The following is a 20272-nucleotide window of genomic DNA, read 5'->3' as shown; positions in this document are numbered from 1 at the left end:
CCTCAGTCCGTCGATGCCGCCGACGCGAGCTCGGCACCGGCGTGCGCGAGCTCCGCCAGCGCGGCATCGCTCGTCTGCGCGGCGACGCCTGCCACGAGATCGGTGAGCACGCGCACGTGGCGGCCGTGCTCGATCGCATCGAGCGCCGAGGCCCGCACGCAGTAGTCGGTGGCGATGCCGGCCACGTCGACGTCGACCACGCCGTGGGCGTCGAGCAACTGCGAGACGGTCTCGCCCTGATCGGTCGTGCCCTCGTACAGCGAGTACGCCGGCCTGCCCTGCCCCTTCTTGACGTGATGCGTGACGGCCGCGGTGTCGAGCCCGGGGTCGTACTCGGCGCCCTCGGTGCCGGCGACGCAGTGCGCCGGCCACGTGTCGACGAAGTCCGGCTCGCCGGCAGCGAAATGGCCGCCGTTGTCGTTGTCGCCGTCATGCCAGTCGCGGGAGGCGATGATCACGGCGTAGTCCTCGGCGTGGGTCACGAGGAACTGCGAGATCCCCCGGGCGACGGCGTCGCCGCCCACCACACCCAGGGCGCCGCCCTCGGTGAAATCGTTCTGTACGTCGACGATGAACAGTGCCTTGCTCATGGTTCGAGCGTACGCCGGTACTCCTCGCGGGTGAGAGGATGACCGTCCTCGGCGATCGCGGACGGCGTGTCGCGCGGCGCGGCCGGTGCGGACGCGGCGTCGCGGCGCCACAGCTTCGACGGCCACCAGATCGCCCGGCCGATGTCGTACGAGAGGGCCGGAACGAGGAGCGAGCGCACCACGAACGTGTCGAGCAGCACGCCGAACGCCACGATGAACGCGATCTGCGCGAGGAACAGGATCGGGATGACGCCGAGCGCGGCGAACGTCGCGGCGAGCACGAGACCGGCCGACGTGATGACACCGCCGGTGGCGACGAGGCCCCGGAGGATGCCGGGTCTCGTGCCGTGGAGGAGCGACTCCTCGCGCACGCGCGACATCAGGAAGATGTTGTAGTCCACGCCGAGCGCCACCAGGAAGACGAACCCGTACAGCGGCACGGCGGGATCGACTCCGGGGAAGTGGAACACGCCGTCGAAGACGAGGGCGCTGACGCCGAGCGCTGTGGCGAACGAGAGGATGACCGTCGCGATGAGCAGCACCGGGGCGAGGATCGACCTCAGCAGCAGCATGAGGATCACCAGGATCACCGCCAGGATGACGGGGATGATGAGCGTGCGGTCGCGCGTGGACGTGTCGTTGGTGTCGATGTCGGTCGCCGTCTCGCCGCCGACGAGCGCGGTGCCCGCACCGAGCGACTCGTCGAGGTCGGCGCGGAGCGCGCGGACCGTGTCCTCGGCGGCGACGGAGTCGGCGGCATCCGTCAGTGTTCCGATGACGAGCACGTCGCCGTCCGAGACGGTCGGCTCCGGTGCGGGGGTGCCCGGAGGCCCGACGGCGGTGAACACCGGCTCGCCGTCCTCGAGCTCGACCTCGGCCTGCCCCGTCGGCGAATCCTCCGACGCCACCGAGACCGACTCGATGCCGTCCGACGCGTCGAGCACCTCGACCGTCTCGGCGAGGTCGTCCTCGGACACCACGACGTAGACGGGCGACCCCGATCCGGCGGGGAAGTGCTCGGCGAGCACCTCCTGGCCGTCGCGCGCCTCGGAGGCACCCAGCACGAGGTCGCTCGTCGGCACGCCGTCGGCCTTCAGCTGCGTGATGCCGAGCGCGCCCGCCAGCAGCACGACGGTGCAGACGATCCACACGACGCGCGCGTGGCGCGCGACGAACCGGGCCTGGCGCGGCCACAGACCCTTCACCGGCTGCGTGAGGTCGTCGGGGATCGCGGCGACGGCGTGCTTGGGGATGAACGGCCAGAAGGCAGCGCGTCCGCACAGCGCCATGAGCGCGGGCAGGAAGGTGAGCGCCGACAGCACCGAGAACGCGATGCCGATCGAGGCGATGGGCCCCAGCGCGCGGTTGGTGGCGAGGTCCGACAGCAGCAGGCACAGCAGGCCGGCGATCACCGTGCCGCCGGACGCGAGGATCGGCTCGAATGCGCCGCGCCACGCCGTGAGGGTGGCATCCCATCTGCGCTCTCCTGAGGCGATCGCCTCCCGGAACCGTGCGACGTACAGCAGCGCGTAGTCGGTCGCCGCCCCGATCACGAGGATGAACAGGATGCCCTGCACCTGCCCGTTCAGCACGAAGATGCCCGCGTACGCGAGCCACCACACCGTCAGCAGCGCCGCGCACAGCGCGAAGATCGAGGTGGCGAGCACGAGGATCGGCAGCAGCGGCGACCGGTAGACGATGACGAGGATGACGAAGACGGCGAGCAGGGCCACCCCGAGCAGCAGCCCGTCAATGCCGAGGAAGCCCTCGACGAGGTCGGCGGTGAACCCGGCGGGGCCGGTGACCCACGCGGTGAGGTCGTCGGGCAGCTCGTCCGCGGCCATCCCCCGGATCTCGGCGACGGTGTCGCCCACCTCGCCCGACGCGTCGATCGGCACGAACAGCTGTACTGCTTCACCGTCCTCGGACGGGATCGGCGGCGAGATGTCGCCGGCGACGTCATCGAGGTCGGCGATGTCGTCGGCCAGTGCCTGCACGTCGGCGATCTGGTCGTCGGTGAGCTCGCCGTCGCCGGTCACCACGACGACCGCGGGGATGCTCTCCTCGCCCAGGAAGTCGCCGAGCCGCTCGTTCACCTGCGTGGCGTCCGCGCTCTCGGGCAGGAACGTCGAGCGGTCGTTCGACGAGACCTCGTCGACCTTGCCGAAGTACGGGCCCCCGATCGAGCCGGCGGTGAGCCAGATCAGCACGAGAAGGACCGGGATGCCGATTCGCAGCCATCGCGTGGGTACTCGTCTCGCGTGATGAGGCTGCGTCATATCGCTAGCTTATCTAGCAAGTTGCGTGTGCGCGCAAATCACGTCGTCCTCTTGACAGCCACCGCGGACACCGTCTTCGCTAGGCTCCCTGACGATGCTCTCCGCCGCTCTCGCACTGGTCGGCGCCCTCGTGTACGGCTCGGCCGACTTCCTCGGCGGACTCGCCGCCAAGCGCCTGCGCTCCCTCGTCGTCACCGCCGTCGCCGCCCTTTCGGGCCTCATCGCCCTCGCCGTCGCGCAACCCCTGCTGGGCGGCAGCGCCAGCGGCGCAGACCTCGCGTGGGGCGTGCTCGGAGGCGTCGTCAGCGTCGTCGCGATCGGGCTGCTGTATGCGTGCCTCGCGCTCGGGCCGATGAGCATCCTCTCGCCGCTCACCGCCGTGGTCTCGGCCATCGCGCCCATGCTGTGGGGTCTCCTCGTCGACGGCGAGGCACTCGCTCCCATCGGATATGCCGGGCTCGGCCTGGCACTCGTGGCAGTGGTGCTGGTGGGCTTCATCCCCGGCGAGCGGATCGTCCGCCCGAGCGCCCGCGGGCTCGCGATGGCGGTCGGCGCGGGACTCGCGATCGGCGCGTTCCTCATCATCGTCGACCAGACCTCCGCCGACAGCGGCCTCGCGCCGCTGGTCGCCAGCCGCGCCACGAGCGGCGCGCTGACATGCGCGGTGGTGGCCGTGCTGGTGCTGGGTGCACTGCGCCGCGGCTCTCCTGCCCGCTCCGTGCTGCACGTGTCGGAGCGGCCGCTCGGCGCGACCCCGAGCGGCCGCTCCGACCTCGAGCACGCCGTGAGCGGCACCGTGGCGGTCGTGCCCTCGGCCGCGCGCGCGTGGTGGCTGGCGATCGTGTGCGGAGTCGCGGATGCCGCCGCCAACGCCCTCATGCTGCTCGCGCTGCGAGAGGGCGACCTGGCCGTCGTGTCGGCGCTCACCGCCCTCTACCCCGCGGGTACGATCCTCCTCGCCGCGATCGTGCTGCGCGAGCGTGTGGCCGCCGTCCAGTGGATCGGGCTGGCCCTGGCCCTCGTCGCCGGGGGGATGCTCGCCCTGGCGTGAGGCCTGCGGCGGAGGATCAGCCGCGCAGGATCAGCCGCGGACGAACAGCAGCACGAGCGAGGTCGCCAGGGCGATCACGCCGAGGGCCAGCAGTCCGGCGGCCAGCAGCCCGACCGCCCGCACCGCGGGCGAGCCGAGGGTGAGCCGAACCCGGTCGTGGCGTCCCGGCCTCACATACACCTCGGCGGTCTCGGCCGTCCCGATCCGTCGCTCCTGCTCGTGCGACAGGTAGGCGACGCCGACTCCCCCGGCGTGGTCGTCGAACCAGCGGATGAGGCGGCCGTGCGGCCCGTCGTCGACGACGCCCTGCGTGCGCACCCACGTGCCGTCGGCGAGGCGCATGATCAGCGCGATGACGGCGAGCACCAGCCCCAGCCCGAACCCGATCCAGGTGAAGATCTCAGCGATGGCATCGATCGCGTCGGACACCGGGCCTCCGTCTTCGGGATACGGAAAACGGCCGCAGATCTGCGGCCGTCTTCACATCGGAGCCACCTGTCAGGATTGAACTGACGGCCTTCCCATTACGAGTGGGATGCTCTACCACTGAGCTAAGGTGGCGCGCTTCGCTTGCGCGTTGCACAAGCATCGATCTTACAGGGTTTGCGGAGTGCTCGCGAACCACGCCGGCAGAGCGCTCACGGTGTCCACGTGTTACGCCCCGGTTCGGAGATCGGCGCCCGCCCTCGTACGGTCGAATCGGCCCGCGACGAAGCGTGCGCGGTCCGGTGGATCGCGTGCGCGGTCACAAGCCCCGACGGGCCTCGATCCACAGGAGCACGCACACATGTCCACGCCCAAGAAGCTCATCGCCGCCGCGGCACTCGCCCTGCCGGTCGCCCTCCTCCTGGCCGGATGCGCCGGAACCGGCGCCGACTCCGCCTCGGGCAGCACCGAGGAGCAGAAGACCGTCCGCATCGGTGTCGTCAACTCCGGCGACCCGTACTGGGAGACCTTCACCGATGCCGCCGCCGATGAGGGCATCGACGTCGAGCTGGTCAACTTCACCGAGTACACGCAGCCCAATCCCGCGCTGTCGGCGGGCGAGCTGGACCTCAACGAGTTCCAGCACGTCATCTACCTCGCGACCTACAACGTCAACAGCGACGACGACCTGCAGCCGATCGGCTCGACGGCGATCTACCCGCTGGGCCTGTACTCGTCGCAGTACGACTCGGTCGACGACATCCCGGACGGCGCCACCGTCGCCGTTCCCAACGACGAGTCGAACCAGGCGCGCGGGCTCCTCGTGCTGCAGTCGGCCGGTCTCATCGAGCTCGAAGACGGTGGCTCGCCGTTCTCGACCGTCGCCGACGTGCTGCCGGACTCGAAGGTGAAGGTCGAGGCGCTGGATGCCTCGTTCACCGCGACCTCGCTGCCCGACGTCGCTGCGGCCATCGTCAACAACGACTTCCTCGAGGACGCCGGCCTGACGGCGGACGACGCGATCGCGCAGGACGACCCGGCCGACCCGGCGGCGATCCCGTACATCAACATCTTCGCGGCCAAGGCCGCGGACGCCGACAACCCGACCTACCTGAAGCTCGTCGAGATCTACCAGAACACGCAGAAGGTGCTCGACGGTGTCGTGGAGGCGTCCGGCGGGACTGCCGTCCTCGTCAAGACGCCGGTCGACGACCTCGTCGCGTCGCTCACCGACGTCGAGGACGACATCCGCGCGAACTCGTAACACCGGCACCACCGACGTGTGCGGCCCGATCGCCTCTGCGCGAACGGGCCGCATGCGCGTTCCTCCGAGGAGCACACATGACCCTCATCCGCCTCACCGGCGTGACAAAGACCTTTCCGCGACCCTCGAAGGACGCCGCATCCGTCGTCGCCGTCGACGATGTCTCGCTGACCGTCGCCGCGGGCGAGGTGTGCGGCATCATCGGCTACTCCGGCGCCGGCAAGAGCACCGTGCTCCGCCTGGTGAACGCCCTCGAGACGCCGACGTCGGGGACCGTCGAGATCGACGGCCGCGACATCACGCACCTGCGCGAGCGCGAGCTGCGCGCATTGCGGGGCGACATCGGCATGATCTTCCAGCAGTTCAACCTCTTCGACTCGCGCACCGTCGCGAAGAACGTCGCGTACCCGCTCGAGGTCGCCCGGCGCCCTCGGACCGAGATCACGGCGCGTGTGGAAGAGCTGCTGCGCTTCGTCGGCCTCGCCGACAAGGCGGGCAGCTACCCCGAGCAGCTCTCGGGCGGGCAGAAGCAGCGGGTCGGCATCGCCCGGGCGCTCGCGACGAGCCCCCGCATCCTGCTCGCCGACGAGGCCACCAGCGCACTCGACCCCGACACGACGCAGGAGGTGCTCGCCCTGCTCAAGCGCGTCAACGCCGAGCTCGGCGTCACCATCCTCGTCATCACGCACGAGATGGACGTGATCCGCACGCTCGCCGACCGCGTCGTCGTCATGGAGCACGGCCGCATCATCGAGAGCGGCGACGTGTTCGACGTGCTCTCGTCGCCGCAGCACGCGGCGACGCGCCGGTTCGTCGCGAGCATCATCGAGGACGTCCCCGCCGGACCCCAGCTGCGCACGCTGCGTGAACGGCACCCCGGGCGCATCGTCACCCTGCAGATCGGCGACGGCGGACGTATCGGCGATCTCGAGCCCGGCGGTCAGGTCGCCGCGACGCAGGCTGACGTGTTCGCGGCCCTCGCGGCGCACGACGTGCGGTTCGAGCTCGTCCACGGCGGCATCAACGACATCCGCGGTCGCGTGTTCGGACACCTCACGCTGGCTCTGAGCGGCGATGCGGATGCCGTCCAGCGCGCGATCGACACGGTCTCGGCCTTCGCGCCGCTCATCGAGGAGGACTCCCGTGGATAGGCTCATCGACCTGCTCCCCGACCTGTGGGAGGCCACCGCCGAGACGCTGTACGTGGTGTCGCTCAGCCTCGTGTTCGGCGGCATCGCGGGACTGTTCGTCGGCCTCGCGCTGTATGCCACGCGTCCGGGGAACCTGTTCCCGAATCGGTTCCTGTTCGGCACGCTCAACGTCGTCGTCAACTTCTTCCGGCCGATCCCGTTCGTGATCCTGCTCGCGGCGGTCCAGCCGCTCGCGCGCGCCCTCGGCATCCCCGGCATCGGGCCGGTGTTCGGCATCTTCGCGATCACGATCGCCTCGCTGTTCGCGATCAGCCGCATCGTCGAGCAGAACCTGCTGACGGTGCGCCCCGGTGTGATCGAGGCGGCCCGCGCGACGGGCGCGAGCCGTTCGCGCATCCTGCTGCGGCTGCTGCCGCGCGAGGCGCTCGGCCCGCTCATCCTCGGCTACACGTTCATCGTGGTCGCGCTCGTCGACATGACCGCGATCGCCGGTGCCGTCGCCGCCGGCGGCCTCGGCGAGTTCGCCATCGTCTACGGGTTCAAGCAGTTCAACCCGTGGGTCACGTGGGCGGCCGTCCTGGTGATCATCGTGATCGTGCAGCTCGTGCAGTTCCTCGGCAACACCCTCGCACGGCGCGTGCTGCGCCGCTGAGGGCTCCGTCGCCGCTCACTCGCAGCGCAGGCCGTCCTGGGGCGCGGTGCCGTCGATGAGGTAGGTGTTCACCGCGTCGTCGACGCACGAGTTGCCCTTGTTGTAGCCGGTGTGGCCCTCACCCACGCGCGTCACGAGCACGCCCGACGACAGCTGGTCGGCCAGCGACACCGCCCACTGGTACGGGGTGGCGGGGTCGTTCGTGGTGCCGACCACGACGATCGGCGCCGCACCGTCGGCCGTGATGCGCTCGCGCACCCCAGTGGCCGGGTACGGCCAGACCTCGCAGGGGTCGGGTCCGTCCCAGTAAGGCGCGATCGTCGGCGCCTCTGCGGCCAGGAGCGCATCGGCGTCCGCCTGCTGCTGGTCGGTGGCATCCACCGGGTAGTCCATGCAGTTGTACGCACGGAACGCCTCGGTCTGGTTGTCGAGGTACACGCCGTCCTGGCGGTTGTAGTAGAAGTCGGCGAGCTGGAACGCCACGCTCGCATCGCCGCCGAGCACGTCGCTCAGCGCCTGCGTGAGGTAGCCCCAGCTGTCCTGCGAGTACAGGGCGGCGACGATCGCCGTCATGAGCGAATCGGCGCCGAGCTGACGACCGTCCGCGTTCGCGATCGGATCGCGGTCGACGCTGGCCAGCAGCGTGCCGAGATCGTCCATCGCGTCGTCGACGGTGCCGCGGAACGGGCAGTCCTTGTCGGTCAGGCAGTCGGCCATGTACGCACGCAGGGCCGACTCGAAGCCGACCGCCTGCGAGACGCCGACGTCCAGGCCCGGGATCGACGGGTCGATCGCGCCGTCGAGCACGAGCCGACCGACCTTGTCGGGGAACAGCTTCGCGTAGGTCGCGCCGAGGAACGTGCCGTACGAGTAGCCCAGGTAGTAGAGCTCCTTGTCGCCGAGCACGGCGCGCATCAGATCCATGTCGCGCGCGGAGTTGTCGGTCGTGATGTACGGGAGGATGCCGTCGCTGTTCGCGTCGCACGCCTCGCCGAACGCCTTGTGGTTCGCGAGCAGCTCGTCGTTCCAGGCATCCGTGCCGCGCTTGTTCGCCGGGATGTCGAACAGATACGCGTCCATGTCGGCGGCGTCGTAGCACGTCACCGCCGTCGACTCCCCCACGCCCCGAGGGTCAAAGCCGATCACGTCGAACTTCTCGCGCACGGGGGCGGCGACGGCGTAGTCCACCGAATCGCGCACCAGGCCGATGCCGCTCGCGCCGGGCCCGCCGGGGTTCGTCAGCAGCGATCCGATCGGCTCGCCGCCACCCTCGGCCCGGTGACGGATGAGCGCGAGGTCGATGTCGCCCTTGGAGGGATCGGACCAGTCCAGCGGCGCCGTGATGGTCGCGCAGTCGAACGTGCCGTTGCACGTCGACCAGTCGACGGTCTGCTCGTAGTACGGCAGCAGATCGTCGGCGACCCCTTCGGAGTCGGGCGCCTTGCTGGTGGTCGGCCGCGGCGTGTTCTCGGGGATCATCGAGTAGAGGCATCCACTGAGGGCGAGGGATGCCGCGACCACCCCGGCGAGCACCGCTCCGGCGCGGGCGATCAGGCGGGGGCGGCGACGACGCGGCTGGGTCGTGTTCACGGGGTCCTTCCGCTCGCGACGGTCACGAGCATGCTCTCGAGGGCGAGCGCGGGGGCGGCGTTGAGTTCGAGGTTCTCACGGGTGACGCCGATCCGGTCGACGACGGTGAGGGTGCGGTCGGGAGTCCAGGCCGTCGCGAGGGCCCGCAGCTCCGGTTCGAGCTCGCGGTTGATGAGCCCGGCACCGTCGCGGCCGAACTGCAGCATCAGCACGTCGCGGAACATCGACTCCAGATCCGTCAGCACGCGATCGATTCCGTCGCGCAGACTCCGCGTGGCACGGCGCTTCTGCTCGTCCTCCAGCGCCGACAGCTGCGAACGCACGGCCGGCGGGATCGCGGCGCCTTCGACGATGCCGACCGTCCGCAGCAGGGTGGCGCGCTCTGCCTCGTCGCGTTCCGCGGTCAGTGCCTTGGCGTCGTCGGTGGCCGCTGCGACGATGGCACCGGCGACCTCCACGGCATCGCCGACGCCCCGCACGCCGAGGACGCCCCGCAGCGTGGCATCCCGGCGGGCGCGGGCCGCGGCATCCGTCGCCAGCCGCTGCGCCATTCCGATGTGGCGCTGCGCGTGGCGTGCGGACTGCTCGGCGATGACCGGGTCGACGTCGCTGCGCCGCACGATGAGCTCGGCGACATCGGCCACGTCCGGCTCGCGCAGACGCAGTGTGCGCACGCGCGATCGGATCGTCGGGAGCAGGTCGGCGTCGCTCGGCGCGCACAGCACCCACACGGTGCGCTCGGGCGGCTCCTCGAGGGCCTTCAGCAGCACGTTGGAGGTGCGCTCCGCCATCCGGTCGGCGTCCTCCATCACGATGACGCGATACCGGCCGAGCGACGGCGCGAAGTAGGACCGCTCGACGAGTGCGCGCGCGTCCTTGATCGAGATGATGACGCCCTCGGTGCGCAGCGCGGTGAGGTCGGGATGGGTGCCGCCCAGCACCTGATGCATCGTCCTCTCGTCGCCGGGCTCGGCGATCAGCGCCGCCGCGAAGGCGTGCGCGAGCGTCGAGCGTCCGGATCCGGGAGGGCCGGTGATGAGCCACGCGTGCGTCATGGCCGCGGGGTCGGATGCCGCCTCACGCAGCGTCTCGACGGCGGCGTCCTGCCCCCACACGTCGCCCCACGGCGCCTCGGCCGAGGCGGCGGGCACGGGTGAGGTCGCGGCATCCATCCCGCTCAGCCTAACCGCCGGTGCCGACGTCCTTCCTGCGAACATGCCCGGCCCGGTTCCGGTGTGCCCGCGCGACGGCGAGCATGCCCCTTCGTCGCCGAGCATGCCCCCTCGTCGTCGAGCGTGCCCCTTTGTCGTCGAGCATGCCCCCTCGTCGCCTGGGCATGTTCGCTGCGAAGAGGGCATGGTCGACAGAAGGGGGGCATGGTCGACATGACAGGGGCATGGTCGATCTCGCAAGAGCAGGGTCGGCGAGACGAGGGCGGGGTCGGCAAGGCGAGAGCGGGATCGACCATGCGAGTGCGGGTCGGCATGCCGACGGCGGCGCCGACGTCGCACCGGGGCACCCGACGCCCACGGCGGCGCGGGTGCCGGTCAGGGAACGAGAGCGGCGACGCGTTCGCGCACCGCGGCGGCGAGCTCGGCGGCGGGACGGGACGCGTCCAGCACGAGGAACCGCTCGGGCTCTGCGGCGGCGAGCGCCAGGAACTCCTCGCGCACCCGCGCGTGGAAGTGCTCCTTCTCGGCTTCGAGGCGGTCGAAGGGCTTGTCGTCGGCGTCGAGGCGGGCGCGCGCGGCGGCCGGATCGAGGTCGAGCAGCACTGTGAGGTCGGGGAGGAGCCCTTCGACGGCCCACAGCGACAGGTCGCGGACCTCGTCGCGCCCCAGCACGCGGCCCGCGCCCTGGTAGGCGACGGAGGAGTCGAGGTAGCGGTCCTGGATCACGACATCGCCTCGTGCGAGCGCCGGGCGGACGAGCGTCTCGATGTGGTGCGCGCGGTCGGCGGCGTAGAGCAGCGCCTCGGCCCGCGGCGACACCTCACCACGGTGGTGCAGGACGATGTCGCGGATCAGCACCCCCACCTCGGTGCCGCCGGGCTCGCGTGTGCGCACGACGGTGCGCCCGGCATCCTTCAGCCACTCCTCCAGGAGTCCGGCCTGCGTCGTCTTGCCGACGCCGTCGCCGCCTTCGAAGGTGATGAACAACCCTTCGGAAGGCTCGGGGACCGCTGCGCTCACTTCTTCGCCGCAGGCTTGCGGGTCGTCGTGCGCCGCGCGGCGGGACGCTTGGCGGGTCCCTTCGCACGCTTGTCGGCGAGCAGCTGCACGGCCCGTTCGAAGGTGACCTCCATCGCGTCCTCGCCGCGCGGGATCGTCGCATTCGTCTCGCCGTCCGTGACGTACGGGCCGAAGCGGCCGTCCTTCAGCTTGATCGGCTTGCCGCTGGTGGGGTCGGCCTCGAACTCCTTGAGCGCCGAGCTCGCGCCACGCGCGCCGTACTTCGGCTGCGCGTACACGGCGAGGGCCTCTTCGAGGGTGATGTCGAAGATCTGCTGCTCGCTCTGCAGCGTGCGCGAGTCGGTCCCCTTCTTCAGGTACGGGCCGTAGCGGCCGTTCTGCGCCGTGATCGGAGCCTCGGTCTCGGGGTCGATTCCGACCGTGCGCGGCAGGTCGAGGAGCTTGAGCGCCGTCTCGAGGTCGATCGTGTCGACCGACATCGACTTGAACAGGGACGCCGTACGGGGCTTGGGCGCCGCATCCTTCTTGGCACCGCGCTTCTTCGGGGCGGGCTCGGGCTCGACCGCGACGACTTCGCCCGTCGCCTCGTCGACCTCCTCCGCGGCCGGCGGGTCGGTCTCCTGCACGTACGGGCCGAACCGGCCGTCCTTCACCACCACGAGCTTCCCGTTGGCCGGGTTCTCTCCCAGCACGCGGTCTCCGGCGACGGGGGCGTCGATGAGCTCCTGCGCCTTGGCGGGCGTGAGCTCGTCGGGGGCGAGATCCTCGGGGATGTTCACCCGGCGGGGCTCGCCGTCGGGGTTCGCCGCGTCGGGGACCTCGAGGTACGGCCCGTACTTTCCGAACCGGAGCGTCGCGACGTCGCCGATCGGCGTGGAGTTGAGGGCGCGCGCGTCGATCTCGCCGAGATTGTCGACGATGTTGCGCAGCCCGACGTGGTCGGTCGAGCCGAAGTAGAACTCCTGCAGCCAGTCCTGGCGCTTCTGCTCGCCGCGCGCGATGGCGTCGAGGTCGTCCTCGAGCGCTGCGGTGAAGTCGTAGTCGACGAGGTCGGCGAAATGCTCTTCGAGCAGGCGCACGACGCTGAAGGCGAGCCAGCTCGGGATCAGCGCCTGGCCACGCTTGGTCACGTAGCCGCGGTTCAGGATCACGTCGATGATGCTCGCGAACGTCGACGGACGGCCGATGCCCTTCTCTTCGAGCGCCTTGACGAGCGATGCTTCGGTGTACCGCGGCTTCGGGCTGGTCGCGTGGCCCTTGGGCTCCACGTCGCGCAGTCGCAGGACATCGCCCACCGCCATCGCGGGCAGCGCCTGGTCGTCGGACTTGTCGGCGTCGCTGCGCTTCTCGTCGCGGCCCTCTTCGTAAGCCTCGAGGAAGCCCTTGAACGTGTAGACCGTGCCCGAGGCGGTGAACTCCGCGCGGCGGCCCCCCGCGGTCACCTCGAGGGTCACGGTGGTGGTCTCGTACTTCGCGTCGGACATCTGGCTCGCCATGGTGCGCTTCCAGATCAGGTCGTACAGGCGCAGCTCGTCGCGGTCGAGCTCACTCGAGACCGACGCCGGCGTGCGGAACTGCTCGCCCGACGGGCGGATGGCCTCGTGCGCCTCCTGCGCGTTCTTGCTGTTGTTGCGGTAGCTGCGCGGGTTCAGCGGCACCGATGCGGCGCCGTACATCGCGACCGCCTGCTCGCGCGCGGCCTGCACGGCCTGCGTCGACAGCGCGGTCGAGTCGGTGCGCATATAAGTGATGAACCCCTTCTCGTACAGTCGCTGCGCGACGCCCATGGCATGCTTGGCGCTCATCGAGAGCTTGCGTCCGGCCTCCTGCTGCAGGGTCGAGGTGGTGAACGGGGGCTTGGGGCTGCGGGTGCCGGGCTTGGACTCGAGCGCGGTGACGGATGCTTCGGCCGCCGCCTCGATGGCGGTCGCGAGCTCACGCACCTGTGCCTCGTCGAGGACCAGCACGGCCTTCTTCAGCTCGCCGCGGTCGTCGAAGTCGGTGCCACGGGCGAGGACGGCGCCGTCCACGCGCGCCAGACGGGTCGAGAACGACTCGTCGAGGCCTTGCGGGCGATTCGGCGCAGCGAGCGCCTCGATGTCCCAGTACGACGCCGAGACGAACGCCATGCGCTCGCGCTCGCGGTCGACGACCAGTCGCGTCGCGGCGGACTGCACGCGACCGGCGGACGTGCCCTGCTGCACCTTGTACCAGAGCACGGGGCTGACGTCCCACCCGTAGAGGCGGTCGAGGATGCGGCGGGTCTCCTGCGCGTCGACCAGTGCGAGGTCGAGTTCGCGCGTGTTGCCGACGGCGGCCTGGATGGCGTCCTTCGTGATCTCGTGGAACACCATGCGCTTGACCGGCACCTTGGGCTTCAAGGTCTGCAGCAGGTGCCACGCGATGGCTTCGCCCTCGCGGTCTTCATCGGTGGCGAGCAGGAGCTCGTCCGCCCCCTTCAGCGCGCGCTTGAGCTCGGCCACGGTCTTCTTGCCGCGCTCGCTCTCGACGTAGTACGGGTCGAAGCCGTTGTCGATGTCGATGGAGTACTTCCCGTAGGCCTGCTTCTTGTCGGCCGGGATGTCCCTCTTGTCTGCGAGATCGCGGATGTGGCCGACCGAGCTGAGCACCTCGTAGCCGTCGCCGAGATACCCCTGGATCGACTTCATCTTCGTCGGAGACTCGACGATGACGAGCTTCTTGCCTTCTGCCAACGGGGGCGTCCTTTCTTCGACGCAAACCATACACGCCAGTTAACGGTGTGCGGGCTGTGAGCCGCGGATCACGGTGGGGGTCCTGCCCGTGCCGAGGCACGCGCGACGACGGGTCCGACGCGCATCTCGACGGTCACGGTGGCGATCAGGCCGTCCAGGTCGCACGCGTCGATGCGTGCGCCGAATTCCGCTGCGACCTCGCCCGCGAGGTCGCACGGGACGCCGGTCACCGCCCCGGACGCCGCGTCGGCCGCGGCGAGCGCTCCGGCGTCTGCCGCGGACGCGAGCCGCTGGCCGATCACCGCCGCCGAGCCGACGGCGGCGAGCCCGCCGGTGAGGACCACGGCGGCGGCGATGACACCGACGGCAGCCATCGACCCTGCCATCAGCGGTCCCCGCGCAGACACGGCTCGGGGCTCAGCCGCCTCACAGGCCGCCCGCCAGAGCGCAGCCCGACGCGCTGACCCGCAGCCCGAGCAGTGCGGGCGCCGTGGCGGTGACGCAGACGAGCTCACCGCGGGCCGAGATCTCGACGGATGCCTCGGCCACCGCCGCGACGACGGCCCCCGTCACGCGCGCGACCGGCTCGCCGCGCGCGCTCAGGCGTGCGGCATCCGCCACCGCGTCCTGCAGGCGCACCTGCCGTGACGCGCCCGCGAGCGCCGCGACGCCGAGCGCGAGCACGATCGCGACGGCGGGCAGGGCGATCGCGAACTCGGCGACGACCGAGCCGAGCTCGTCGGGACGCCGTCGGCGCCGATCGTCTCCGGTTCGCGTCCGCATCAGGCGACCGTGAGCGCCCGGCGGATGAGATCGGTCAGGATGCCCCGCACCTCGTCCGACCGCATGATGACGACCAGGAGGCCGGCGAAGGCGACGGCCGCCATGGTCGCGATGGCGTACTCGGCGGTGGCGGCACCGGCGTCGTCGGGTCCGCGGCCGTCGGCGGCCCGCGGGCGGAACAGCCGCTCCGCACGTCGGCGGGTGAGGAGAGGAAGGGGCTGGGTGGGTCGAGAGGACATCGGTTCTCCGTTCGTTTCTTGTCGTGGGCACGGTCAGGGGTCAGAGCGACAGCGACATGGTCGACATGACGCTCAGCAGCATCGGGGCGACGCCGAGCAGCAGGAAAGCGGGGAGCGTGCACACGCCGAGCGGGACGAGCAGCCGCGAGGCGAGCTTCGCGGCGCGCAGGCGTCCCTCGACGCGGGCACGGTGCCGTGCGTGCGCGGCGGACGCGCGCAGGAGCTCGACAGCCGGGACACCGGCCGATCGCGACAGCGCGAGCACCGCATCGATGTCGTGGTCCGGAGCCGGTGCGGGTGAGGCCGCGGCCGAGTCGTCCGCGCGGCGGAGCGCCCCCGCATCCGTCACCACGGCACGTGCCCGTTCGATCGAGACACCGCCGCTCAGGGCGATCGCGACCAGCTCGGCATCCAGACCCGGCACTCCTCCGGCCCGCTCGGCCGCGCGGACGAGCCGCCCGGTCCAGCGCTGCGCGACGGCGATGAGCACGACGCCGCTCGCGAGGCACGCGATGCCGAGGGGCGTCGCGACGAGCGTGCCGAGGGTGTCGAACCCGAGCGCCGCCCCGAGGCCGACGGCCAGCAGCGGAAGCCAGCCCATCATCCGGGCCGTGCCCGCGGGTTCGGCAAGGGCGACGCGCACGTCGTCGGCCGCCTGCTGCGCATCGCTCAGTGCGCCGGCGAGACTGCGCAGGCAGGCCGCGAGCGGCGCGCCGACGGTCGTCGCGACCTGGTACGCGACGGCCACCTCGCGCCAGGCGCCGCCCCCGGTGCGCGCGATCGCCGTCGCGGGGGGAGTGTCGGGCGTGAGGGCGGCGACCACCCGCGCCGCGGCCGCGTCACCGGACTGCGCAAGGTGCGTCCAGGCGCGGGCCGGTGCCACCCCCGCCTGCAGCAGCACGGCCAGCCGCAGCACTGTCGCCGCCACGGCCTCGGTCTCGGGGTCGCCGGCTGCGCCGCGCCGCCGGCCGGACCGCCGGCGCGCTCCCACGATCACGGCCCTCCTCCACCGGCGGAGTCCATGACGAGGCGCCCTTCCGCGTCGATCGCCGGACGGCCGATCGCGGCGATCCGGCGGACGCCGTCCGTCGCGCGCTCCACGTGCAGCACCAGATCGATGGCGCTGGCGACCTGGCGCGCGAGCGCGATGTCGTCAAGGCCGGCCAGGGCGCCCAGGGCCTCCAGACGCGCGGGCACATCGTGAAGCCCGTTCGCGTGCACGGTGCCCGCCCCTCCGTCGTGGCCGGTGTTGAGCGCCGACAGGAGCTCGCGGACCTCGTCACCGCGGCACTCCCCGACGACCAGCCGGTCGGGTCGCATGCGCAGTGCCTCGCGGACGAGCCGGGCGAGACCGATGCCGCCCGCGCCCTCGAGGTTCGGCTGGCGGGCTTCGAGCCGCACGTGGTGGGGGTGCGCGATGCGCAGTTCGGCCACGTCTTCGACCGTGACGATGCGCTCGTGGTCGGGCGCCTCGCCGAGCAGCGCCGCGAGCAGCGTGGTCTTGCCGGCACCCGCGGCCCCCGTCACCAAGACGTTCGACCGTCGCGCGACGGCCTCGTCGAGCCGGCGGCGGACGGTGTCGTCGAACATGCCCGACCGGCCCAGGTCGTCGAGGCTGGGTTCGGTCATGCGTGGCACGCGGATGGAGATCGCGGTGCCCTCCGGCGCGATGGGCGGCAGCACCGCATGGACGCGGATGCCGCCGTCCAGCCGCACATCCACGCACGGCGACGCGTCGTCGATGTGCCGGCCCCCGTACCCGATCAGGGCTACCGCGAGTCCGCGCACCTCTTCTTCTGATGCCCGCCACTCTCGCGCCGGCACCACGCCGGCACCGCGATCGACGAACAGCCCGGCCGCGCCGTTCACGAACAGGTCGGTGACGGCCGGATCGTCGAGGTACGCCGCGAACGGCTGGAGCGAGGGGTGCCGCTCCCCCACCGCGCGGGGCTCCCGGGCCGCCGGAGGGGGCGCAGTCTGCTGCGGCACCCACACCGGCACCGGACGCCCGGACTCCCGGCGCGCGGACCCCAGGCGAGCTGTGCGCCCGGTGCCATCGGCATCCCCACCCGTCGGCACAGCCCGCACGACCGCAGCGCCGGGGCGGGGCCGGACGGTGAAGGGCGTGGACATGTTCCGACGCTAAGAGCGGCCACAGCGGCGCGACGCGCGAACCGGCCGATCCGTGGATGACCGGGAGAGACAGCCGGCTGTGGAGGAAGGTCCAGGCGCTGGGCGGAACCGCTCCCAGACGAATAAAGGCGGCATCCCATGGGGGGAATGGGATGCCGCCGTGCGCGGACCCGAATTCGGGGGGTGACGTCGGGTGCCGCAATGCCAGAATCGAATGTTCGGCCAACGGTCAGCATAGGGGAGGCAAGGGTCCGAACAAAACGAAAAGGAGAGGATTCTCACTGATATATCGGTCGGGTCGCGTGTCGGCACCGCCACCTACTATCGGGGGTAGTCGCCGCGCGGCGTCGTGAGTACATTTCCTGGCAGACTCGCCGACATCCCTCGGCCTCCCTCAAGCCCGCAAAGGAGCGCGCTCACATGAGCGATCAGAACCCGATCACGCACGCCGGCAGCAGCCAGATCGACCACCTGCTCACCGAGGATCGGCGCTTCGCGCCCTCGCCCGAGTTCGCGGCGAGCGCCGTGGCGACGGCCGAGCTCTATGACCGCGCGAAGGCGGACCGCGAGGGGTTCTGGGCCGAGCAGGCACGTGAGCTGCACTGGCACAAGCCGTTCACCGAGGTGCTGGACTGGTCGAACCCGCCGTTCGCCCAGTGGTTCGCCGACGGCGAGCTCAACGTCGCGTACAACTGCCTGGACCGTCACGTCGCCGCAGGCAACGGCGACCGCGTCGCGCTGCTGTGGGAGGGCGAGCCCGGCGACGAGCGCCGCGTCACGTACGCGGAACTCACGGACGAGGTCAAGCGACTCGCTAACGTGCTCGAAGGCCTCGGTGTCGGGCAGGGCGACCGCGTCGCGATCTACCTGCCGATGATCCCCGAAGCCGTGGCCTCGATGCTCGCGGTCGCCCGGATCGGCGCGATCCACTCGGTCGTGTTCGGCGGCTTCTCCGCCGACAGCCTGCGGGCCCGCATCGACGACGCGGGCGCGAAGCTCGTCATCACCGCCGACGGCGGCTACCGCAAGGGCAAGGTCTCGGCGCTCAAGCCCGCCGTGGACCTCGCGCTGGGCGATCGCGGCGCGGGCGCCCAGGAGACCGTGGAGCACGTGCTCGTCGTCAAGCGCGGCGGCAACGAGGTCGACTGGGCCGAGGGCCGCGACCTGTGGTGGCACGACGTCGTCCCCGCCGCGTCGGGCGAGCACGAGGCGCAGGCGTTCCCGGCCGAGAACCCGCTGTTCATCCTCTACACGTCGGGCACCACCGGAAAGCCCAAGGGCATCCTGCACACGTCGGGCGGCTACCTCACGCAGTCGGCGTTCACCAACAAGGTCGTGCACGACATCCACCCCGAGACCGACGTGTACTGGTGCACGGCCGACATCGGATGGGTGACCGGCCACACCTACGTCACGTACGGCCCGCTCGCCAACGGCGCGACGCAGGTCCTGTACGAAGGCACGCCCGACGCCCCGCACCCGGGCCGCTGGTGGGAGATCGTGCAGAAGTACGGCGTCACGGTGCTCTACACCGCACCGACCGCGATCCGCTCGTTCATGAAGCTCGGGCGCGCGATCCCGAAGCAGTTCGACCTGTCGTCGCTGCGGCTGCTCGGCTCGGTGGGCGAGCCCATCAACCCCGAGGCGTGGATGTGGTACCGCAAGATCATCGGCGGCAAGACCGCGCCGATCGTCGACACGTGGTGGCAGACCGAGACCGGCTCGATCATGGTGTCGGCCCTGCCCGGCGTCACCGAGACCAAGCCCGGCTCGGCGCAGGTGCCGCTGCCCGGCATCTCGATCGACGTCGTGGACGAGGACGGGACGCACGTCGGCAACGGCAACGGCGGCCTCCTCGTCGTGACCGAGCCGTGGCCGTCGATGCTGCGCGGCATCTGGGGAGACCCGGAGCGCTTCGTCGAGACCTACTGGGAGAAGTTCCAGAAGCAGGGCTACTACTTCGCCGGTGACGGCGCCCGTCTCGACGACGACGGCGACGTCTGGCTGCTCGGCCGCGTCGACGACGTCATGAACGTGTCGGGGCACCGCCTGTCGACGACCGAGATCGAGTCGGCCCTCGTCGGCAACGAGGCCGTCGCCGAGGCCGCGGTCGTCGGCGCCTCCGACGAGACCACCGGCCAGGCGGTCGTCGCCTTCGTGATCATCAAGCAGTCGTACCTCGACGAGAACCCCGTCGAGGGACTCGGCCAGATCCTGCGGCAGTGGGTCGGCGAGCAGATCGGCCCGATCGCGCGCCCCCGCGACGTCTACATCGTCGGCGAGCTCCCCAAGACGCGCTCCGGCAAGATCATGCGCCGCCTCCTGCGCGACGTCGCCGAGGGCCGCGAGGTCGGCGACACGACGACGCTCGCCGACACCGCCGTGATGTCGGTGATCTCAGCCCAGGTCAAGTAAGGACGAGAAGAGGGGATGCCGCAGCCCAGGGCTGCGGCATCCCCTCTGTCGTTCCTGACGAGCGAGTAGGGCTCAGGCGAACGAGAAGACGACCTCGACCTCGACCGGCGCGTCCAGCGGCAGCACGGGCACGCCGACGGCGGACCGGGCGTGACGGCCGGCATCGCCGAAGATCTCGCCGAGCACCTCGCTCGCGCCGTTGATGACCCCCGGCTGACCGGTGAACTCGGGCACCGACGCGACGAAGCCGGTGACCTTCAGCACACCGGTGAGGCGGTCGACCCCGCCCACGGCGGCGGCCGCCGCCGCGATCGCGTTGAGGGCGCTCTGGCGCGCATAGGTCTTCGCGTCACCGGCGGGCACGAGGCCGTGCCCCTCGCCGACCTTACCGGTCGCCGGCAGCGCGCCGGCCACCATGGGCAGCTGGCCGGCGGTGTAGACGAGGTCGCCGTGCGCCTTGGCGGGCACATAGGCGGCCACCGGCGGCACGACGGAGGGCAGCTCGATGCCGAGCTCGGCGAGACGTTCGCTGACGGCCACGGTCACTCTCCCTCGAACTGACGGGCTGCCTGCGCCGCGGCATCCAGTCCGGCGTTCTGCTGCCCGCCACCCGACGGACGCTTGAAGTACGCGACCAGTCCGCCCTCGGGCCCGGGGACGATCTGGACGAGCTCCCAGCCCTGCTTGCCCCAGTTGTTGAGGATCGCGGCGGTGTTGTGGATCAGAAGGGGCGTGGTGAGGTACTCCCACGTCGTCATCGCGACTCCTCGAGTGTGCGGAAAGTGACGGCTGA

The 20272-nt window shown here is 71.1% G+C and carries 19 protein-coding genes and 1 tRNA gene; 5 read left to right on the top strand and 15 right to left on the bottom strand.

Annotation, left to right across the window (positions count from 1 at the left end):
* Positions 1-2: 2 nt before the first annotated feature.
* Positions 3-590, bottom strand: coding sequence for an isochorismatase family protein (locus FB391_RS07205; protein ID WP_141893791.1), 588 nt, complete (start codon positions 588-590; stop codon positions 3-5).
* Positions 587-2869: an MMPL family transporter gene (locus tag FB391_RS07200; RefSeq protein ID WP_141893790.1), complete on the bottom strand. Its 2283-nt coding sequence runs from the start codon at positions 2867-2869 to the stop codon at positions 587-589. Before FB391_RS07200 ends, FB391_RS07205 begins: the two co-directional genes overlap by 4 nt.
* 94 nt (positions 2870-2963) lie before the next feature.
* Between FB391_RS07200 and FB391_RS07195 the strand changes: the two genes are divergently transcribed.
* Complete coding sequence (locus tag FB391_RS07195; protein WP_141893789.1) at positions 2964-3920, top strand: EamA family transporter; 957 nt, start codon at positions 2964-2966, stop codon at positions 3918-3920.
* Between the two features lie 30 nt (positions 3921-3950).
* Here the strand turns inward: FB391_RS07195 and FB391_RS07190 are convergent, their stop codons facing one another.
* Complete coding sequence (locus FB391_RS07190; RefSeq protein ID WP_141893788.1) at positions 3951-4349, bottom strand: hypothetical protein; 399 nt, start codon at positions 4347-4349, stop codon at positions 3951-3953.
* A gap of 60 nt (positions 4350-4409) precedes the next feature.
* Positions 4410-4481 (bottom strand) — tRNA-Thr (locus FB391_RS07185).
* Positions 4482-4707: 226 nt separating this feature from the next.
* Here FB391_RS07185 and FB391_RS07180 point away from each other — a divergent pair.
* From FB391_RS07180 to FB391_RS07170, 3 genes are all read left to right on the top strand, one after another.
* Positions 4708-5610 (top strand): MetQ/NlpA family ABC transporter substrate-binding protein, encoded by a 903-nt coding sequence (locus FB391_RS07180; protein ID WP_141893787.1) that lies wholly within the window; start codon positions 4708-4710, stop codon positions 5608-5610.
* Between the two features lie 77 nt (positions 5611-5687).
* Positions 5688-6761 (top strand): methionine ABC transporter ATP-binding protein, encoded by a 1074-nt coding sequence (locus FB391_RS07175; protein WP_141893786.1) that lies wholly within the window; start codon positions 5688-5690, stop codon positions 6759-6761.
* Entirely contained in the window at positions 6754-7413 is a 660-nt protein-coding gene (locus tag FB391_RS07170; RefSeq protein WP_141893785.1) for a methionine ABC transporter permease, read from the top strand. The genes FB391_RS07175 and FB391_RS07170 overlap by 8 nt, the downstream gene beginning before the upstream one ends.
* A 15-nt stretch (positions 7414-7428) precedes the next feature.
* Here FB391_RS07170 and FB391_RS07165 read toward each other — a convergent pair whose 3' ends face one another.
* The 9 genes from FB391_RS07165 to FB391_RS07125 form a co-directional block, all read right to left on the bottom strand.
* Positions 7429-9003: an alpha/beta hydrolase gene (locus tag FB391_RS07165; protein ID WP_141893784.1), complete on the bottom strand. Its 1575-nt coding sequence runs from the start codon at positions 9001-9003 to the stop codon at positions 7429-7431.
* Entirely contained in the window at positions 9000-10175 is a 1176-nt protein-coding gene (locus FB391_RS07160) for a DNA polymerase III subunit delta' (RefSeq protein WP_141893783.1), read from the bottom strand. The genes FB391_RS07165 and FB391_RS07160 overlap by 4 nt, the downstream gene beginning before the upstream one ends.
* A gap of 375 nt (positions 10176-10550) precedes the next feature.
* Positions 10551-11195 (bottom strand): dTMP kinase, encoded by a 645-nt coding sequence (gene tmk, locus FB391_RS07155; RefSeq protein WP_141893782.1) that lies wholly within the window; start codon positions 11193-11195, stop codon positions 10551-10553.
* The gene (gene topA, locus FB391_RS07150) at positions 11192-13909 is read right to left on the bottom strand and encodes a type I DNA topoisomerase (protein WP_141893781.1); all 2718 of its coding nucleotides are present in this window, start codon (positions 13907-13909) and stop codon (positions 11192-11194) included. Before topA ends, tmk begins: the two co-directional genes overlap by 4 nt.
* Before the next feature lie 68 nt (positions 13910-13977).
* Entirely contained in the window at positions 13978-14283 is a 306-nt protein-coding gene (locus tag FB391_RS07145) for an Rv3654c family TadE-like protein (RefSeq protein ID WP_246093404.1), read from the bottom strand.
* A 52-nt stretch (positions 14284-14335) separates the two neighbouring features.
* A complete protein-coding gene (locus FB391_RS07140; RefSeq protein ID WP_246093403.1) occupies positions 14336-14692 on the bottom strand; it encodes a TadE family type IV pilus minor pilin in 357 nt (118 codons plus the stop codon).
* Complete coding sequence (locus FB391_RS07135) at positions 14692-14931, bottom strand: DUF4244 domain-containing protein (RefSeq protein ID WP_185842995.1); 240 nt, start codon at positions 14929-14931, stop codon at positions 14692-14694. The genes FB391_RS07140 and FB391_RS07135 overlap by 1 nt, the downstream gene beginning before the upstream one ends.
* 40 nt (positions 14932-14971) lie before the next feature.
* On the bottom strand, positions 14972-15928 hold the full coding sequence (locus tag FB391_RS07130) for a type II secretion system F family protein (protein WP_246093402.1): 957 nt from the start codon (positions 15926-15928) through the stop codon (positions 14972-14974).
* Complete coding sequence (locus tag FB391_RS07125; RefSeq protein ID WP_246093400.1) at positions 15925-17064, bottom strand: TadA family conjugal transfer-associated ATPase; 1140 nt, start codon at positions 17062-17064, stop codon at positions 15925-15927. Before FB391_RS07125 ends, FB391_RS07130 begins: the two co-directional genes overlap by 4 nt.
* 420 nt (positions 17065-17484) lie before the next feature.
* Between FB391_RS07125 and acs the strand changes: the two genes are divergently transcribed.
* A complete protein-coding gene (gene acs, locus FB391_RS07120) occupies positions 17485-19479 on the top strand; it encodes an acetate--CoA ligase (protein ID WP_141893779.1) in 1995 nt (664 codons plus the stop codon).
* A gap of 72 nt (positions 19480-19551) precedes the next feature.
* On the opposite strand, the gene FB391_RS07115 is transcribed toward acs, so the two are convergent.
* Positions 19552-20019, bottom strand: coding sequence for a RidA family protein (locus tag FB391_RS07115; protein ID WP_141893778.1), 468 nt, complete (start codon positions 20017-20019; stop codon positions 19552-19554).
* Positions 20020-20021: 2 nt separating this feature from the next.
* On the bottom strand, positions 20022-20237 hold the full coding sequence (gene sp36 / locus FB391_RS07110) for a Sp36 family protein (RefSeq protein WP_141893777.1): 216 nt from the start codon (positions 20235-20237) through the stop codon (positions 20022-20024).
* Positions 20238-20272 lie beyond the last annotated feature (35 nt).

Origin of the sequence: Microbacterium kyungheense, from assembly GCF_006783905.1 — a bacterium.
Lineage (GTDB): Bacteria > Actinomycetota > Actinomycetes > Actinomycetales > Microbacteriaceae > Microbacterium > Microbacterium kyungheense.
The sequence above is the reverse complement of the archived record's forward strand: the minus strand, read 5'-3'. Positions and strand labels throughout refer to the sequence as shown.